We start from the raw sequence: 16,526 nt of genomic DNA, 5'->3' as shown, positions 1-16,526 counted from the left end.
CGGCGGCGCGCAGCAGCCCGCGTATCCCGGCGTCCCCGGCCACGAACCCGATGAAGCGCGCGGCCGCAGTGTCCGCGAGCGGATCGCGCGCTCGATGGCCGAGCTGCGCAAGGTCGCGCCCGACGGCGGCTCGTACGTCTCCGAGGCCAACTACTTCGAGAAGGATTGGCGACGCGCGTACTGGGGCGCGAACTATCCTCGCCTGCTCGCCGCCAAGAAGAAGTACGACCCGGAGGGGATGTTCATCGTGCACAACGGCGTCGGGTCGGAAGAGTGGAGCGCGGACGGGTTTATGCGGAAGTGAGTGCGGCGGCGGGACGCCGGCGCTCCTCTCAGTGCTTCTGGCGCTCCGCGCTCAGGTCCACGCCCAGCTGCTCGGCTTTCTTGTAGAGATGCGAGCGTTCCAGGCCGAGCGACTTCGCCGTGCTGGTCACGTTGAAGTGGTTGCGCTTCAGTTCGGCGAGGATGCACTCGCGCTCGAACGCGGCCACGCGCTCGGCCAGCGGACCGCTGCCGGTGACGACCGCGCCGCTCGCGCCGCGCACCTGCGCCGGCAACGCCGCGCGCGCGTCGGCCGCGGAGACGCCGCCGTCGGAAGCCAGCAGCATCAGCCGCTCCACCACGTTGCGCAGCTCGCGCACGTTCCCCGGCCACGAGTATTCCTTGAGCGCCTCGATGGCCTCGGGCGAGAAGGGCACCGGCTTCCAGCCGTTCGCCGCCGCGAGCTGCGCGGCCAGATGCTGCACCAGCGCGGCGATATCGCCGGCGCGCTCGCGCAGCGGCGGCAGCATGATGGGAAAAACGTAGATGCGGTGGAACAAGTCCTGGCGGAACTGGTTCGCGCGCACCAGCTCTTCGAGGTTCCGGTGGGTCGCGACGATCACGCGCACGTCCACCGGCACCGGCTTCTCGCCGCCGATGCGCTCGATCTCTTTTTCTTCCAGCACGCGCAGCAGCTTGGCCTGCATGGCCAGCGGCATGTCGCCGATCTCGTCGAGGAAGAGCGTGCCGTGCTGCGCCTGCTCGAACTTGCCGAGATGCCGCCCGGCCGCGCCGGTGAACGAGCCCTTCTCGTGCCCGAACAGCTCGCTCTCGATCAGCTCCGCCGGCACCGCCGCGCAGTTCACCGCGACGAACGGCCCGCCCGCGCGCAGCGACTTCTCGTGCAGCGTGCGCGCGACCAGCTCCTTGCCGGTGCCGGTCTCGCCCAGGATGCAGACGCGGGTCTCGGTGGGCCCGACCCTTGCGACCTGCTGCATCACGCGCTCCATCACCTCGCCGGCGAAGACCAGCTCGTGCCGCCCCAGCCGCTGCCTGAGCGAGCGGTTCTCGTCGGTCAGCCGCTTCAGCTTCAGCACGTTCTCGATGGTGAGCAGCAGCTTCTCGCTGGTGATGGGTTTTTCCAGGAAGTCGAGCGCGCCCAGCCGGGTGGCCTGCACGGCCATCTCGATGTGCGCCTGCCCGCTCATCATCACCACCGGCGCGGCGACGCTCTGCTTCTTCAACTCGTCGAGCAGCCACAGGCCGTCGCGCTTCGGCATCACGACGTCGGAGAAGATGAGGTCGAAGGGCTGCGCTTTCGCGAGTTCCAGCGCGCGCTCGGCGTTGTCGCACACCGTGGCCTCGTGCCCAGCCAGCCGGAACGCCCGCGCCAGCGAGGCCAGTGTGTTCGGCTCGTCGTCGACGATGAGTAAGTGTGCTCGGATCGGCGCAGTCATCTCTCGGCACTCGGCACTCGGTACTCGGTACTCGCCGGCAGCTCGATGCGGAACGTGCTGCCTTTCCCCGGCGCGGACTCGACCGCGATCCGCCCTTTGTGGTCGGTCACTACGGATTGCACGATGGCCAATCCTAAACCCGTGCCGTGCTGCTTCGACGTGTAATAAGGAGTGAAGAGGCGCTCGCACTCTTCCTTCGTCAGGCCGCTGCCGGTGTCGGACACCTCGATCAGCACCGAGCCGTCGCGCGCGCCGGTCCGGACGGTCAGCGTGCCGCCCTGCGGCATCGCGTCCATCGCGTTCAGGATGAGGTTGCTCACCGCGCGGTGCAGCAGCTCGGGGTCGGCGGCGATGTGCGGCAGCGCGTCGTTCAGCTCCATGCGGCCCGCGATCTGCGGACGTCCTGCCGCCGTCCACTGCGGCTCGAAGATCTTCACCGCGCGGCGCACCAGGTCGTTCACGTCCGTCGGCTGGAAGTGGGGCTGCGGCATCTTCGAGAAATCGCTGAAGCGTCCGACGATCTCCTTCAGGTTCCCGAGCTCGGCGAGCAGCGTCTGCGTGCTCTCGCGGAAGACCTCGTCGAACTGCTCGGGCGACAGCTGGCGTGCGCGCTTCAGGTTCTCGATGGTGATCTGCAAGGGGAAGAGCGGATTCTTGAGCTCGTGGGCCAGGCGCCGCGCCAGCTCGCGCCACGCCGCCACGCGCTCCGCTTGCAGCGCGCGGTCGCGCTGCGCCACCAGCTCGCGCGTCATGCGATTGAAGTTCTCCGCCAGCTCGCCGACGTCGTCGCGCGACGTCACCTCGACCTGCGTCTCCCAGCGCCCGGCGGCGACTGCGCGCGCGGCCTCGGCTACCTGTTCCACCGGGCGCGTGACGCGTCCCGCCGCCCAGCCGCTCACCAGGATGGCGAGCACGATGCCGGCGCCCGCCGCGAGCATCGCCACCGAGCCGATGTGGCGCTCCAGTTCGACGTACGGCTTGCGCGAGGTGCCGATCAGCAGCACGCCGAGGGGCTGATTATCGGCGCCGGTGAGCGGGATGGCGTGCACCGTCTCGCTCTCCGCCGGGTCCGCCGACCACGCCACCACCTCGGTCGCTTCTTTCTTCTCGGAGTGCACGCGGGCGATGAGCGGCGCGAGCCGCTGCGCGTTGGTCACCGGGCCGTTCGCATCGGTCAGCGCCTTGGCGTCGAACTTCTCCGGCGGCAGCGGGTACAGCAGCACGCGAATGCCCGCCGGCAGCACGAGCGTCCCCAGGAAATCCCTGTCGATGCGCTGCCCGCCGACGACGTACAGCGGCTTCTCGCCGAGCGTGACCTGGCGCACCGCGAACAGGCCCAGCGCCCAGCCTTCGGGCAGCTCTTCGCGCTTGAGGAAGGGCGCGCGCCCGACTTCGGAGGCGGCGGGCTCCTTGTAGCCGAAGCGCGCGGGCCACTGCGCCGACGAGAGGATGGCGCCGTCGGCGGTGACGAACTCGAGGAAGTCGAGCTGCTGGGTGCGCGCCGCCGCCTGCGCCTCGTTGACGTAGAGCGAGGCGTCGCCGGTGCGCGCGAACTCCACCGCCATGCGCGCGACGCTCTCGCTCGCCGCCACGCCTTCGACGCGGCGCGCGACCTCGTCGCCGCGCCGCTGGAACTCGCGCTGGAACTGCGCCACCAGCGCGCCCGCGCGCTCGCGGTCGGCGCGCGCGAAACTCTGCCGCACCAGCGACCACACCACCGCCGACACGCCGCCGACCGCCACGAAGATGACGAGGGTGATCAGCAGCAGCAGGCGCCGGCGGAACTTCACGGCCGCTGCTCCAGCCAGACGCTCTCCAGCGACCACGCGCCCGACTTCGTCCGGTTCCAGTCCTTCACGCGGGGCGCCAGGCCGTTCGCCACCGGCAGGTGCAGCAGCGGCACGACGCGCAGCTCGTCGCGCAACCGCTTCTCGGCCGCGAACTGCTCTTCGGGACTCTGCGCCGTCGGTGCCTTTCCGCCCAGCATCGCGGGAAGCCACGCGAGCACGTCGCGCGGATCCTCGTACGGAATCAGGATGCGAACCACCCGCGCATCGGGCGCGCCCACCGCCGGGCTCGGCAGCACCACCAGCCCGGCCGCGCGCGCATCGAGCGACACGCGCTCCGCGATGGATTTCGCCAACCCATCCTGCGGGTCGTAGGCCAGCGTGAGCGGCTTCGCGCGCCCGGCCTCGACCGCGAGCTGCTTCGCGCGTGTCGTGTTCTGTCCGGTGTCGAACAGGAAGCCGTAGCCGGAGATCCAGTTCGGCACCAGCGCGGCCGTGGGCTCGCCCTGCCGTCCGGTCAGCACGTTGAAGATGGCCGCGCGGTCGGCGGAGAGCGAGATGGCCTCGCGCACCTTCGCGCCACTCTCGCTGTCGCCGCCCGCGCCGTTCGCGCTGAAGACGATGGCCACCAGCTCGATCGGCGCCGACGCCACCACCGGCACGCCCTCTTGCGCCGCGCGCCGCAGCCCGTCGACGGGCACGTCGATCACGTCGGCGCGGCCGAGTTGGAAGTCGACGCGCTGCTCGCGCGGCGAGCGCCCCATCAGGATCTCGATGGAGTCGAGATACGGGCGGCCCTGCCGAAAGTCGTCGTTCGCCGTCAGCGTCAGCTTCTTGCCCGCGACGAACTCGGTGATCTTGAAGGGGCCGCTGCCGGCCTTCGCTCCGCGCTGGTCGTCGAAGAGCAAGCGCGCGATCTGCCGGCTCAGGGGGCTGGCGCCGCCGTCCGCGTCGGCGGGCACCGCGGTGATCGCCTGCTGCGTCTCGATGCGCAGCGTGCCGCCGTAGTGCGGGCGCGTCTCCGCCCGCGCCGCCAGCGCGACGAAGAGGAGCGCGCTACTGACAAGCCAGCGTGAGCGAGTAAGCCTCATATTGTCCCGTCTTCAGATCCTTAGACACCGCGACGGCGCTCGCGCCATCGGCCGCGCTCCACAGCGCGGTCACCGGCCCGGAGAACTCCAGCGGCAGGCTCGCGGCCATCGGCTCGCGGTCGGGCACGTCGAGCGCGACCACCGAATCCGGCACGCGCGAATCGCCGGCCGCCGTGATGAGCGCCTGCGGCCCGACGCATCCGCTCATCACCGCCGCTACGTCCGACCCCCAGCCGCGCGGCCCGATCACGCGCTCGCCGGCGCCGTCGGTCACGCGCAGGTTGCCGTCCACGCCGGCGAAGAGCCACAGGGTGTAGTTGCCGCGCGGCAGCCCGGCGGCGGAGAAGAAGGGCGCGACGCCGCGCGTCTCGCCGAATCCCGGGCGGATGCCGCCGTTGAAAAAATTTCGCTGGGCGCCGTAGAAGGCGTACTGCGGCGGCTGGTCGCCCACGGTCAACGGCCACGGCTCGTCGCTCGCGCGGCACGTCAGCGTGATGGGCGACTTCGCCGAGCTGGCGCACAGCACGCCAGGGAGAAAAACGTCGAACAAGCGCTCGCGCCGCGGGGCCAGGCGTCCGCGGACGTCGCGCGGCCACGGCTTGGCGTGCTCGATGCCCAGCTCCTGCTCGCGCTCCCAGCGCACGCCGCTCTTCTTGAGCAGCAGGACGCGCTCCGTCCCCAGCACCGCGAGGTGGGAATCGCCGAGCGCGGCGACGTCGAGGATGGGCTCCGGCTGCAGCCACAGCAGCTGCTTGCGCACCACGACGCTGGCGTTCGGCCGCGCCACCACCTGCGCGCTCGCCCGCGGCGCCGTGACCATGGCCACGCTGTCCTCGCCGGCGGCGGCGCGGATCTGCGCGACCCAGAGGTAGCCTGCCGCGTTCTCGGAGAACGTGACGTTGACGAGCGCGGCGGCCTGGTCTGCCGGGACGAAGCGCAGCCCCGCGGCGCGCAGCGACTGCTCGAGCGCGCGGCGCGCCTCGCTCATCTCGCCGGCGCCCAGGCTGGAGGCGTTCTTGAAGCTGATGGCGACCGCGCCCGGCCCGGTCTGGTTGCTGATCTTGCGCGCGAGCTGCTGTGCCGGCTGGCTCCAGTCGGCCGCGGCCGCGCACACGCTCAAAAACAAGAGCACCAGCGCAGGGAAGCGGCGGCTGGTGAGGCGGAGCCAGTTCAGGAGCGTGGGCATCGCGGGATGACGCGGATTATACGCTGCGCTTCTCACCGGCTCCTCCGCGGGTCTTTCTCCGCCGGCACCGGCTGGACCTGTAGCGACGGGACAGGCCAGCCGGTTGGATTTGCCGGCGAAACTCGTTTCTTCGAGGGTCGCCGCAACGCTACTCGCCTCGCGCTGCGCGCTCAGCTCGGCTGCGTCGCCCCTCGCGCTGCGCTCGCGCGATCCGGCGCTCGCTCCGCGCTCACCCGTCCTCCTTAGTGCTCGTTCGGATCGGCGACGTGGTTCACGTTCATCGAGCGCAGCACGTCGTTGGCGAAGAAGAACTTGCCGTCGGCCGGGACCATCATGATCTGCAGCTTGTCGCTCAGCCGCTCGGCGACGATCTTGTTGATGAGCAGCGGATTCTGCTTCAGCACGGCAGCCTCGCTCTGCATGCGCTCGGCGTCGGCCGCCGCCGTCACGCGGATGCGGTTCGCCTCCGCCTGCGCCAGCAGGTTGCGCCGCTCCTGCTCCGCCTTGCTGTCGATGACCTTGGCCTGGGCCTGCGCCTCAGCGTTCTTGACGGTCGCTTCCTTGTGGGCCTCGGCCTCCAGCCGCGACTGCTCGATCTGCTTCTGCTTGAGCGGGAGCGTGTAGGTCATGGCGTCGGACTCCGCCTTGGCCTGCAGCACGCGCACCTGCGCCTGCGCCTCGGCGTATTTCACCTGCGCCACCTTTTGCGACTCCGCCCGCAGCTCCGAGAGCTTCACTTCCTTGGCGGCGATCTCCGTCTCCACGCCCTTGCGGTCGTTCTCCTGCTCCTTCAGCAGGAAGGTCTCCAGGCCGCGGGCGTACTCCGGGGGCAGCTGGACGTCGCGCAGCATCACCTCCTTCACCAGGATGCCGTCGGGCTCGAGCCGCCGGCGGATCAGCTCGGCGGCGCGCTGCCGCACCTCCTCGCGCTTGTTGGAGAAGATCTCGCGCACGGTGTAGTTGGGGGTGAGCTCGCGCCACGTCCCCGCGATCACGGGCGCCACCAGTTCGCGCTCGACCGGCTGCGGCAGGTCCGCTTGCACGTGGTCCAACCGCGCCGGATCGAGCCGGTAGCGCACCGTGACCGCGAGTCCGAGCTGCAGTCCTTCGAGCGACTGCACCGTCAACGCCTGCGGCCGCGCTTCGACGACCTCGCCCTTCTGCGCGGGCGCGAGCGCCTCCCCGGTGGTGAAGACGCGCTCGCGCGTGTCGAAGGTGACGACCTCATCCACCAGCGGCGTCACCAGGTGGGCGCCGGGATAGAGCGTCCCTTTCTTCACGCCGGAGACCTGGCTGACGCGGACGCCCGCCTGCCCGCTCGGCACCACCGTGATGGCCGACGCCAGCAGAAAGGGAAGCGCCGCGAGCGCGGCGACGAACGCGGCCATGCGCCAGCGCAGCGCATCGGACCCCGCCGGCGCGGCGTCGCCGCCTTCCGGGAGGGCGCGCGTCTGCAGCCGGCGGTAGAGGTCGAGCAGCACCAGCCCGGCCGCGTACAGCAGCAGCCCGAGCGCGAACACGAACAGCGAATACTTCAACGCCAACATCACCGCCTCCTGCGCCGGCTCCGGCCGGCCGATCTCCTACAGTCCCGAATGCCGCGCGCGGTTCACCAGGTCCACGTCCTTCTTCACCGCCACCGGCGCGTCCAGCGGCGGGCGCTCCCCGAAGAACAGCCGGAACAATCCGCCGAACACCAGCTCCTCGATCAGCAGCGCGAGCGCCACTGAGAGCGCCAGCGCCGCCGAGAGCGTCGTCATCGTCACCATCTGATCCATGTCCCTGCCTCCGTCCGTTGTGCTGGTTCACCGCGGCCGGCGCACCACGCGCAGCCGATGCTCTTTCGGCCGCGTGCCGTACGCGTAGGCCGCGGTGAACAGCGCCATCGCCGCCACGCACCCGAACAGGGTGTAAGTCACCAGCGAACTGTCGGGAATCGCCGCCGGTTCTACCGGCAGCGGCTCCGTGGTGATGGCGGCGATGAGCGTGAGCCACATGCCTTGACCTAGTGCAGGGCGCATACCACGCCTGACATACTTTGTTTTCTGTCAGTTAGGAGCCGGATGAGCGGGGGTGCCGTGGGTCGGATTGGTCGAGTGTGTCAAAGTAGACACGCCGGCATGAGAGGCCTGGTGTCATGGTCGAATGGATGGAGACGTACTGGTTCGCAGCAGCGAAGGTCCGGCCGCGCGGGGCGCGTGCCTTGCTCGATCGCGCGCGCGACTCCGCCAACGGATGCGCTGAAAAGCCGCGGTCGCAGCGTGCGACACTCGCCCGCTCCGGCCGCTGAAATAGGCTCCGGCGAGCGGTTAACCACTGGCGACCGGCCCGCTTGCGGGGTACGATACGCTCGCGCCTCCTTGTACAGCCGTGGACGAGAAGAAGCCCACAGCGGTCACGTCCCTGCCCACCGACGAGCTTGCCACCGCTGCCGCCGGGCGCTACGTCTTTGTCGCCCGCATCGGCGTGGGGGGCATGGGCGAGGTGTACCGCGCGGAAGACACGCGCCTCAAACGGCCGGTCGCGATCAAGCGGCTGCCCATCCAGAAGCGCGAGGATGAGCGCCTGCGCTCCCGCCTGCAGGCGGAAGCGGAGCGCACCAGCGCGCTCAACCATCCCAACGTGGCCGTCATCTACGACGTGCTGGAAGAGCAGCGCGACTACCTGATCGTGATGGAGTACGTGGAGGGCCAGACGCTGCGCGAGCGCCTGCACGGCGGCGACGCCTCGCGCCCGATGGCCATCGAGGAATTCTTCCGCCTCGCCATCCAGGCGGCCGACGGCCTGGCCGCCGCGCACGAGAAGGGCATCGTCCACTGCGACATCAAGCCGGAGAACATCATGCTGACCGGTTCGGCCGGGAGCGACGCGGCGCCGCAGGTCAAGATCCTCGACTTCGGGATCGCGCGCCACATGGCCGCGGGCGAGGACCCCACGCAGACCGGCATGCGCGCCGGCATCGCCGGCACGCCCGGTTACGTGTCGCCGGAGGTCATCCTGGGCGAGCCGCCGAGCGCGCGCGCCGACATCTTCGCGCTCGGCGTCACCTTCTACGAGATGCTCGCCGGCCATCATCCTTTCCTGACCGGGAACCCGCTGGGCGCGGTGCAGCGCATCCTGCACGACGACGCGCCCTCCATCTCGAAGCCGCCGACGCGTTACCCCGCCGCGCTCGAGAAGATCGTCGGCCGCATGCTGGCGAAGGAGCCGGAGCGGCGCTATGCCTCGGCCGCCGAACTGGCAAAGGACCTGCGCGCGGCGCAGACCGACCTGGTGCTGCAGCCCGCCGCCAAGCGGCGCACCCGCAATGCCATCCTGCTGACGGCGGCGCTGGTCGCGATCCTCGCCGGGGCCATCTTCACGCCGCTGTTCGTGTGGAAGCGCCCCAAGCCGATCGGCGTCTCGCGCATCCCGCAGAAGCACCTGGCGGTGCTGCCGTTCCGCGCCATCGGCGAGCGCGCCGAGGACCAGGCGTACGGCGACGGCCTGACCGAGACCCTGAGCGCCAAGCTCACCTCGCTCACCGCCGCGCACCAGCTCCAGGTCGCGCCGCCCAGCGAGATCCATTCGCTCAAGATCGATAGCGCCGAGAAAGCCCGCCGCGAGCTGGGCGTGAACCTGGTGATCGAAGGCAGCCTGCAGCGCGCGGGCGACACCTTGCGCGTGAACTACTCGCTGGTCGACGCCGCCACCAAGCGCCTCGTCCGCTCCGACACCATCACGGTTCCCGTCGGCGACCCGTTCGCGCTCGAGGACCAGGTGGTGCAGGGCGCGGTCCGCATGCTGGAGCTCGAGATCCACGAGAAGGAGCGCGAGCACCTGGGCGCCCACGGCACCGACGTGCGCGAAGCCTACGACGACTACCTCAAGGGTCTCGGCTACCTGCAGAACCCCGACCGGCCCGAAGGGCTCGACGCCGCGCTCGACGCCTTCAACCGCGCGGTGAAGCTCGATGGCGATTACGCCGCCGCCTATGCCGGCCTCGGGCAGTCCTACTGGATGAAGTACCGCACCACCAAAGATCGCCAGTGGGTGACGAGCGCGAACCAGAATTGCCGGCGCTCGCTCGAACTCGATCCCGGCCTCGCCGTCGGCCACATCTGCCTGGGCGAAGTCCTGATGGGCACCGGCGCCTACAAGGACGCCGCCGCCGAGTTTGACCTCGCCACCACCTACGAGCCCACCAGCGACGACGCCTTCCGCGATCTCGCCGACGCCTACAAGCTGCTCGGCCGCATGGACGAAGCGGAGCGCACATTGCAGAAGGCCATCCAGGTGCGTCCGCAGTACTACGCCGGCTACTACCGCCTGGGCGTCCTCTACGCGCAGCAGGCGCGCTACGCCGACGCCATCGCGCAACTGCGCCGCGCCACCGAGCTCTCGCCCGACTCGCCGCGGCCCTGGTCCTCGCTCGGCGGCGCCCTCGTCGTCACCGGGGACTACCCGGCGGCCATCGAGGCATTGCAGCGCGCCATCAGCATCCGCCCCACCTGGAGCGCCTACTCCAACCTCGGCACCGCCCAGCTTTACCAGCGCAACTACCCGGCCGCCATCACCGCGTTCGAGCAGGGCGCCTCGCTCGGCAGCCAGCAGTACATCGTGCTCGGCAACCTGGCGCGCGCCTACTATTGGGCGCCCGGGCGCCGCGCCGACGCCGAGAGCGCCTACCGCCGCGCCATCGCCGCCGGCGACCAGGACCTGAAGGTGAACCCCAACGACGCCGACGTCCACATCCTCATGGCCACCGACCACGCCATGCTCGGCGAGCGCGCCGATGCGCTCGCGCACCTCAACACCGCGTTCAAGCTCCGCCCCGACGACCCGGAAGCGCAATTCCAGGGCGCCATCGTGTACAACCAGCTGGGCGATCGCGGGCAGGCGCTGACCATGCTGGAGCGCGCCGCTGCCCGCGGATACTCGCCGGCCGAACTGCGCGCCGCGCCCGAGTTCGACAGCTTGCGGAACGACCCGCGGTTCCAGGCGCTGCTCGCTCGACCGCAGCCGAAGCAGAAGTTCTGATCCAAGGCCACCGGCCAGGCTGTTCTGAACTCCAGGGAGGAAGGAAGCAGATGACACGAACGACCAGGTTCCTGATCGCCATCCTTACGGCGTTGCTCCTGCTGGTGGCAGGCTGCGGGAAGCAGGAAGCGCCTTCATCGTCACCCAGCCCGACACCGACGCCCACGCCGCCACCCAAGGTCGCCGGCAACCCGAATTGCAGCCCGGACGGTCCGCAGGGCCAGGCCTGCAAGCTCACCACCGGCCAGATCGCCGCCGAGACCGGCGACGATCACACCTGCGCCCACTTCAACCCGGAGAACGCCATCATCGTCAAGATGACGGGCAATCCCGGCAACGGCAAGTTCAAGAAGATCCGGGTGGTCCAGGGCAATGGCCACAACGACGACTTCCAGATCACCATCGAAGCCTGCCCCGGCGCGACCGTGAAAAATCCCTTTCCCAATGCCAAGAACCCGCACAAGAACGATTGGGACAGCGGCGAACTCGACGCCAACGTCAAGCCCGGGTGGAAGTATCGTCTGATCCTGACGGAGTACAAGAAGAAGGGCGGCGCGCAGGAGAGCGACCCGCACATCATCATCGACGCGGGCCCGTAAGAAGAAGACTCGTGGGGGGCGGGCGGCCTCGCCCGCCTTTTCGTTCCGTCTCAGCTCGCTATGGCGCCGACGCAGCCGCGGCCTTCTGCTTCTTCTTCCGCAGCACGAGCCACGCCACGACGACTCCTGCGTAGTACACGCCGATCACGCCGAGCGCGATCCGGGTCTGCATCCGGACGTGCTTCAGGTTGGCGATCAGGGGCGCCGCGGGGGCGGGGCTGACCACCTCCAGCACCCGCGCCGTGACGTTGCCGAGCACGATGGGCACGATCAGCACGAGAGCGACTGCGATGAGGATCTTCTTCATCCTGTCCTCCTTAGCCGGTATATTCCAGCTCGAGCAGCGTCACGTCGTCGGCCAGCGGGCGGTGCTCGCGATGCTCCTGGATGGCCTCGAAGATCGTCTCGATGGGGCGGCGCTCGAGCGCGAGCTTCTCCAGCCGCTCCTCGCCGAAGAACTCGAAGTTCCGGTCCTCGGCCTCGGTCACGCCGTCGGTCACCAGCAACATGCGGTCGCCGGGGGCGAGCTGGAAGGCGCCGCTCTCGTAGTGCGCGCTCTCGATCATCCCCACCGGGACGTTGGCGACGGCGGGCCGCAGCACCTGGCCGCCGTGGACGACCAGCGGGCTGACCTGCCCGCAGTCGATGTACTCGGCGCGCCCGTCGGAGGCCAGCTTCACGATGACCATGGTGGCGTAGCGCTCGCTCAGGTCGCGCTGGCAGAGGAAGCGGTTGGCGTGCGCCACGATGTCGCGCAGCGCCATGCCCGCGCTCAGGTTGGAATACAGCATGCCCTGCAGGATGGAGGCCAGCAGCGCCGCGCTCATGCCCTTGCCGCAGACGTCGCAGACGATGAGCGCCAGGCCGTCGGGCGTGCGCACCACGTCGTAGAAGTCGCCGCCGATCTCGCTGCACGGGATGTTGCGCGCCCCGATCTTCGCCCAGCCCACCTCGGGGATGCGCACCGACATCAGCCGCTGCTGGAAGCCGGCGGCGATGACCAGCTCCTGCTGGTAGCGCCGCGCCGCCGCCTCCGCCTGCGCCAGCTGCGCGTTCTCCAGCAGCGACGCCGCCTCGCTCGCGATGGCCCGCAGGATGTCGTGGCTGGTGGTCGACATGTCGTGCGCCACCACCTTGCTGTCCAGGTACAGCACGCCCAGCACCGGCGCGCGCTGGTCGTCGTCGTCGTCGCTCGGCTTGAGCTTGCGCAACGGGATGCACACCATCGAGCGCAGCTCGTTGGCGATCACGCTGGCGCGCTGGCCCACCGCGGTGTGCCCGAGCGTATCGCTCACCATGAACTCGCCGCCCGAGCGCGCGGCCTCGCGCACCACCGAGCGCGAGATGGAAGAATCGTCGAGCAGCTCTTCGCCCTTGGCGTTCTGCCCGGCGGCCAGCCGCAGCTCGCCGTCCTTCTCCAGCAGGTAGACGAAGCCGCGCTCCGCCTGCGTGAGCCGCAGGCTGGTCTCGATCAGCGTCAGCAGGATGTCGTCGAGGACGGAGGTCGCGTTCAGCTTGCGCGCCGCCTCCAGGAACACGCGCAGCTTTTCCAGGTCACTGGTCTTGTTGCTCGGCACCTGCGTGATCTGCCGCAGGAACTCGCGCGAGCTGGAGTGCGGCTTGGTGGGCGCGAACACGAGGATGACGCCGTCGCGCGCGCCCACCTCGATGCGGTCGTTGCGGACCAGCTGGTGCTTGCCGGTCACGCGCTCCCCGTTGACGTAGGTGCCGTGCTTGGAGCCCAGGTCGACCACGAAGTGCGCGCCGTTCTCCTGGATGACCTCGGCGTGGTTGCGCGAGACGCGCGTATCCGGCAGCACCAGGTCGTTGTCCGATTTCCGCCCGATGCGGAACGGCGAATGGTCGAGCACCAGCGAGCGCCGGTCGGTCCCGTCCAGCAGCATCAGCACCGGTTGCAGCTCTTCGGTGGACGTGGTGCGGGGCGTGGGAATGCGCAGTGGTCCAGTGGCGGACATGGGCCGTCGTCATTTCCAGGGGGCGGCGCGGGGAAACCGCGCGCCCTGCTTCCTGAAGGGCCGAGCGTATCCGCGATTGCTGAAGAATGCAACAAGCGGACGTGCGGCGGGCGCAAAATGGCCCGCCCCGCAGGGCGGGCCACAGAGAACGAGCCTCCTAGAACGACAGCTTCACGCCGAACTGGATGTTGCGCGAGCCGCCACCGCCCAGGAACGGGTTCCCGATGCCGACGTCGGGCGTCGCCGTCGGCTGCAGGAAGCCCGTGCCGCGCAACTCGCCGATGTTGTCGCCGAGCGTGCCGGTATCCACGAACGTGCCGCCGTTCGCGAGGAAGTCGATGCCGAAGTTCGGCAGCACCGGGTTCGCGAAGTTGGGATGGTTCAGGACGTTGAAGAAGTCGACGCGCAGTTGCAGGTTCGCCCGCTCGCCCAACTTCGTGTTCTTCACGACCGAGAAATCGAAGTTGTGGTAGTTCGGGCCGACGAAGGCGTTCCGCCCCAGGTTCCCGAAGTGACGGTCGCCGTTGCCCAGTCCGTCGACGAAGCACGTGCCCGTCACGTTGTCGTAGGTACACGGCACGGCGAACGCGCCCAGGTTCAGCAGGTTGAGCCCGCCGGTCCCGGCGTACGGGTCGCCGACCACGTCGGGCCGCCCGAAGAACTCGAAGGTCCCGTTGTAGTCGTCTTCGAAGAGCCAGTTGACGTTGTAGGGCTGGCCGCTGGCGAGCGTGACCACGCCGTCGATCGCCCAGCCCGAGAGCAGCCACGGCATGGTCTGCGTCTTCGGGAACTCATAGGTGGAGTACCACACGAAGCGGTGGCGGGTGTCGAAGTTGGAGTTGGCGCGCTCGCGCCCGGGGTTGAAGCTGTTGTCCGGCTGCGTCGCGTTCACCACGTAGTCCTGCCCGTCCGAGGCGTTGTCGATGGAGTGCGACCACGTGTAGTTCACGCGCGAGTTCAAGCCGTGCCAGTTCTGCACGGCGAGGCTCACCTGCAGCCCGTTGTAGCTGGAGCTGGCCGTGGACTCGAAGGAGTTCGTGTACCCGAAGTTGGGGAACGGGAAGGTCTGCGAGTCGCCGATCGGGTCGTAGATCGCCTGGTTGATGTCGCGGTAGCGGAACAGCTTGCGCCCCGCCGAGCCGGCATAGCTCACCTGCAGCGCCACGTTCGGCCCGAGTTGTTGCTCGATGTTCAGGTTGAAGTTCTGCACGTAGGGCGTGCGGATGTTCTGGTCCACCGTGAACACGTCGCAGGGGAAGTACACCGGGCAATAGAAGGTAGGGTTGGGCGCGAGCGGGTCCTCGAACGGGTTTGCGCCCGGCGCGATGACCGGGTTGTCGCCGCCGAAGATGAAGGCGAACTGCACCGGCGAGGCGCCCGCGTTGTTGTACGCCGGCCCGGGGTTGAACGAGTTCCACGGCAGTTGCCCGATGAAGAAGTCATGCGAGAAGGCGTCGTAGTACACGCCCCAGCCCGCGCGCACCACCGTCTTGCCGCTCCCGAACAGGTCCCACGCGAAGCTCAGGCGCGGGGCGAAGTTGTTCAGGTCCTTGGGATACAGCTCGGAGGTCGGCATCAGCCCGCCGCCCGGCACCGAGGGGTCGATGATGCTCCACAGGTCGTTGTCCTCGCCGATCACGCCGTAGTAATCCCAGCGCAGGCCGTAGTTGAGCGTGAAGCGGGGATGCAGCTTCCAGGAATCCTGGAAGTAGAACGCGTGGTTGTTCTGGTGGGTGTTGCGCAGGGAATCGCCGCGCGCCTGCCGGCTGAAGCTGGTGATGGTCCCGCTGAGGAAGTCCGGCAGCGCGCCGAACGCCAGCACGCCGCGGTAGCCCGCGTCGAAGAATTGCTCGATGGTCGTGCGCCGCCACTCATACCCCCACTTCCAGTTGTGGCGCCCGGTGGAGTACGCGAAGTTGCCGTTGAGCTGATAGTTCTGGTCGATGCGGCCGCGCGGGGTCGAACCGTTCGCGCCCAGCGGCGAGAATCCTGACACGCGCATCAGCGGCAGCCCGAAATCCCGCGGGTCGCTGACCGTCGCCAGTCCGATGGAGTTCGGATCGAAGGCCTGGTCTTCCGGCAGGAAGTCTTCGTTGAACCGGTTCCAGCCGCCGCGGATCTCCATCAGCAGTCGCGGGGTCCAGACGTGGGTGTAGGAGAGCGAGAGCACGTGCACGGTCGTCGGCGTCACCGTGTTGTAGCCGGGCACCGGGCCCGCCGACCCGCCCATCTGCAGCGCCAGCGGGAAGAGCTGGTCGCTGTCGCCGAAGAAGTAGCGCCCGGTCAGCAGGTGCTTGCCCAGGTGCTGGTCGATCTTGAAGATCAGGCTGTCCACCCGGTTCTCGAACGGGATGGGCGACGTGATGTTGGCCGAGCACGTGCCCGCCAGCGGGTCCTCGAGCCCCACGCAGTTATCGGCGCCGGTCGCCGGCAGCGTCCCCCAGGGGTCCATCGCCAGCAGCGCCGCGATCACCGGGTTGGTCGGCCCGCCGTAGAACGCGACCTGCGCCTGGCTCGGCACGGTCGCCAGGCTGGAGAGCGAGCCCTCCTCGCGCTGTCCTTCATACGACGTGAAGAAGAACGTCTTGTCCTTGACGATGGGGCCGCCCAGCGAGCCGCCGAACTGCTTGTTGCTGAACGAATTCTGCGGCTGGTCAGCGGTATTGAAGTAGTTGCGCGCGTCGAACGCATCGGAGCGGAAGTAGCCGTAGGCCGAGCCGTGCCAGGTGTTGGTGCCCGACTTGGTCACGATGTTGACGATGGCGCCCGCGTTGCGGCCGTATTCCGCCTCCACCATGTTCATCACCGGGATCTCCGCCAGGGCATCGAGCGGCAGGATGGTCGCCGGCGTGCCGAACACGCCCGCTTCGTTGATGGCCGGCAGGTTGCGGTAGCCGTCGTTCATGTCGGTCCCGTCGAGCAGGTAGTTGTTCGACCGGCCGCGGTTGCCGTTCGCGCTGAAGAGGCCGAACGAGCCGGGCGAGTCGGTGGCGCCGGACGGGTCGCCGGTGGCGCCCGGCACGAGGACGAGCAGCTTGGTGAAGTCGCGGCCGTTGACCGGGAGCGATTGGATCTCGGCCGCGGTGACGGTGCCGCCGAGTACGTTCGAGGTGGTCTCGACAAGGGGCTGCTCGGCGGTGACGGTGACCT

13 protein-coding genes are annotated in these 16,526 nt (G+C 69.1%); 3 read left to right on the top strand and 10 right to left on the bottom strand.

Going from position 1 to position 16,526, the window contains the following annotated elements:
• Positions 1-304, top strand: a 304-nt coding sequence (locus VLA96_09260; protein HSE49380.1) for a BBE domain-containing protein, incomplete at its 5' end; no start/stop codon positions are given.
• Between the two features lie 28 nt (positions 305-332).
• Here VLA96_09260 and VLA96_09255 read toward each other — a convergent pair.
• From VLA96_09255 to VLA96_09225, 7 genes are all read right to left on the bottom strand, one after another.
• Positions 333-1,718 carry a sigma-54 dependent transcriptional regulator gene (locus tag VLA96_09255; protein HSE49379.1) on the bottom strand — a complete coding sequence of 462 codons (1,386 nt, stop codon included), beginning with the start codon at positions 1,716-1,718 and terminating at the stop codon, positions 333-335.
• Positions 1,715-3,508 carry an ATP-binding protein gene (locus VLA96_09250; protein ID HSE49378.1) on the bottom strand — a complete coding sequence of 598 codons (1,794 nt, stop codon included), beginning with the start codon at positions 3,506-3,508 and terminating at the stop codon, positions 1,715-1,717. The genes VLA96_09255 and VLA96_09250 overlap by 4 nt, the downstream gene beginning before the upstream one ends.
• Positions 3,505-4,596, bottom strand: coding sequence for an ABC transporter substrate-binding protein (locus tag VLA96_09245; GenBank protein HSE49377.1), 1,092 nt, complete (start codon positions 4,594-4,596; stop codon positions 3,505-3,507). The genes VLA96_09250 and VLA96_09245 overlap by 4 nt, the downstream gene beginning before the upstream one ends.
• Positions 4,562-5,782, bottom strand: coding sequence for a hypothetical protein (locus VLA96_09240; protein ID HSE49376.1), 1,221 nt, complete (start codon positions 5,780-5,782; stop codon positions 4,562-4,564). Before VLA96_09240 ends, VLA96_09245 begins: the two co-directional genes overlap by 35 nt.
• Positions 5,783-6,024: 242 nt before the next feature.
• Positions 6,025-7,329: an SPFH domain-containing protein gene (locus VLA96_09235; GenBank protein ID HSE49375.1), complete on the bottom strand. Its 1,305-nt coding sequence runs from the start codon at positions 7,327-7,329 to the stop codon at positions 6,025-6,027.
• Positions 7,330-7,365: 36 nt separating this feature from the next.
• Positions 7,366-7,560, bottom strand: coding sequence for a hypothetical protein (locus VLA96_09230; protein HSE49374.1), 195 nt, complete (start codon positions 7,558-7,560; stop codon positions 7,366-7,368).
• Between the two features lie 27 nt (positions 7,561-7,587).
• Positions 7,588-7,779, bottom strand: coding sequence for a hypothetical protein (locus VLA96_09225; GenBank protein HSE49373.1), 192 nt, complete (start codon positions 7,777-7,779; stop codon positions 7,588-7,590).
• A 373-nt stretch (positions 7,780-8,152) separates the two neighbouring features.
• On the opposite strand from VLA96_09225, the gene VLA96_09220 reads away from it, so the two are divergent.
• Entirely contained in the window at positions 8,153-10,801 is a 2,649-nt protein-coding gene (locus VLA96_09220) for a protein kinase (protein ID HSE49372.1), read from the top strand.
• 50 nt (positions 10,802-10,851) lie between these two features.
• Positions 10,852-11,400 carry a hypothetical protein gene (locus tag VLA96_09215; GenBank protein ID HSE49371.1) on the top strand — a complete coding sequence of 183 codons (549 nt, stop codon included), beginning with the start codon at positions 10,852-10,854 and terminating at the stop codon, positions 11,398-11,400.
• Between the two features lie 58 nt (positions 11,401-11,458).
• Here the strand turns inward: VLA96_09215 and VLA96_09210 are convergent, their stop codons facing one another.
• The 3 genes from VLA96_09210 to VLA96_09200 form a co-directional block, all read right to left on the bottom strand.
• Entirely contained in the window at positions 11,459-11,707 is a 249-nt protein-coding gene (locus VLA96_09210) for a hypothetical protein (GenBank protein ID HSE49370.1), read from the bottom strand.
• Between the two features lie 10 nt (positions 11,708-11,717).
• Entirely contained in the window at positions 11,718-13,376 is a 1,659-nt protein-coding gene (locus VLA96_09205; GenBank protein HSE49369.1) for a SpoIIE family protein phosphatase, read from the bottom strand.
• A 157-nt stretch (positions 13,377-13,533) separates the two neighbouring features.
• Positions 13,534-16,526 (bottom strand): hypothetical protein (locus VLA96_09200; protein HSE49368.1); only part of this gene is annotated, 2,993 nt, incomplete at its 5' end.

This window comes from Terriglobales bacterium (assembly GCA_035457425.1).
Taxonomy (GTDB): domain Bacteria; phylum Acidobacteriota; class Terriglobia; order Terriglobales; family Acidobacteriaceae; genus JACPNR01.
This window is presented reverse-complemented; position numbering and strand designations above follow the sequence as displayed.

Excerpts from the sequence above, each read along its gene's own strand:
- VLA96_09235 (HSE49375.1), bottom strand. The coding sequence starts at position 7,329 with ATGTTGGCGTTGAAGTATTCGCTGTTCGTGTTCGCGCTCGGGCTGCTG.
- VLA96_09215 (HSE49371.1), top strand. The coding sequence starts at position 10,852 with ATGACACGAACGACCAGGTTCCTGATCGCCATCCTTACGGCGTTGCTC.
- VLA96_09245 (HSE49377.1), bottom strand. The coding sequence starts at position 4,596 with ATGAGGCTTACTCGCTCACGCTGGCTTGTCAGTAGCGCGCTCCTCTTC.
- VLA96_09225 (HSE49373.1), bottom strand. The coding sequence starts at position 7,779 with ATGTGGCTCACGCTCATCGCCGCCATCACCACGGAGCCGCTGCCGGTA.
- VLA96_09255 (HSE49379.1), bottom strand. The coding sequence starts at position 1,718 with ATGACTGCGCCGATCCGAGCACACTTACTCATCGTCGACGACGAGCCG.
- VLA96_09210 (HSE49370.1), bottom strand. The coding sequence starts at position 11,707 with ATGAAGAAGATCCTCATCGCAGTCGCTCTCGTGCTGATCGTGCCCATC.
- VLA96_09230 (HSE49374.1), bottom strand. The coding sequence starts at position 7,560 with ATGGATCAGATGGTGACGATGACGACGCTCTCGGCGGCGCTGGCGCTC.
- VLA96_09205 (HSE49369.1), bottom strand. The coding sequence starts at position 13,376 with ATGTCCGCCACTGGACCACTGCGCATTCCCACGCCCCGCACCACGTCC.
- VLA96_09240 (HSE49376.1), bottom strand. The coding sequence starts at position 5,782 with ATGCCCACGCTCCTGAACTGGCTCCGCCTCACCAGCCGCCGCTTCCCT.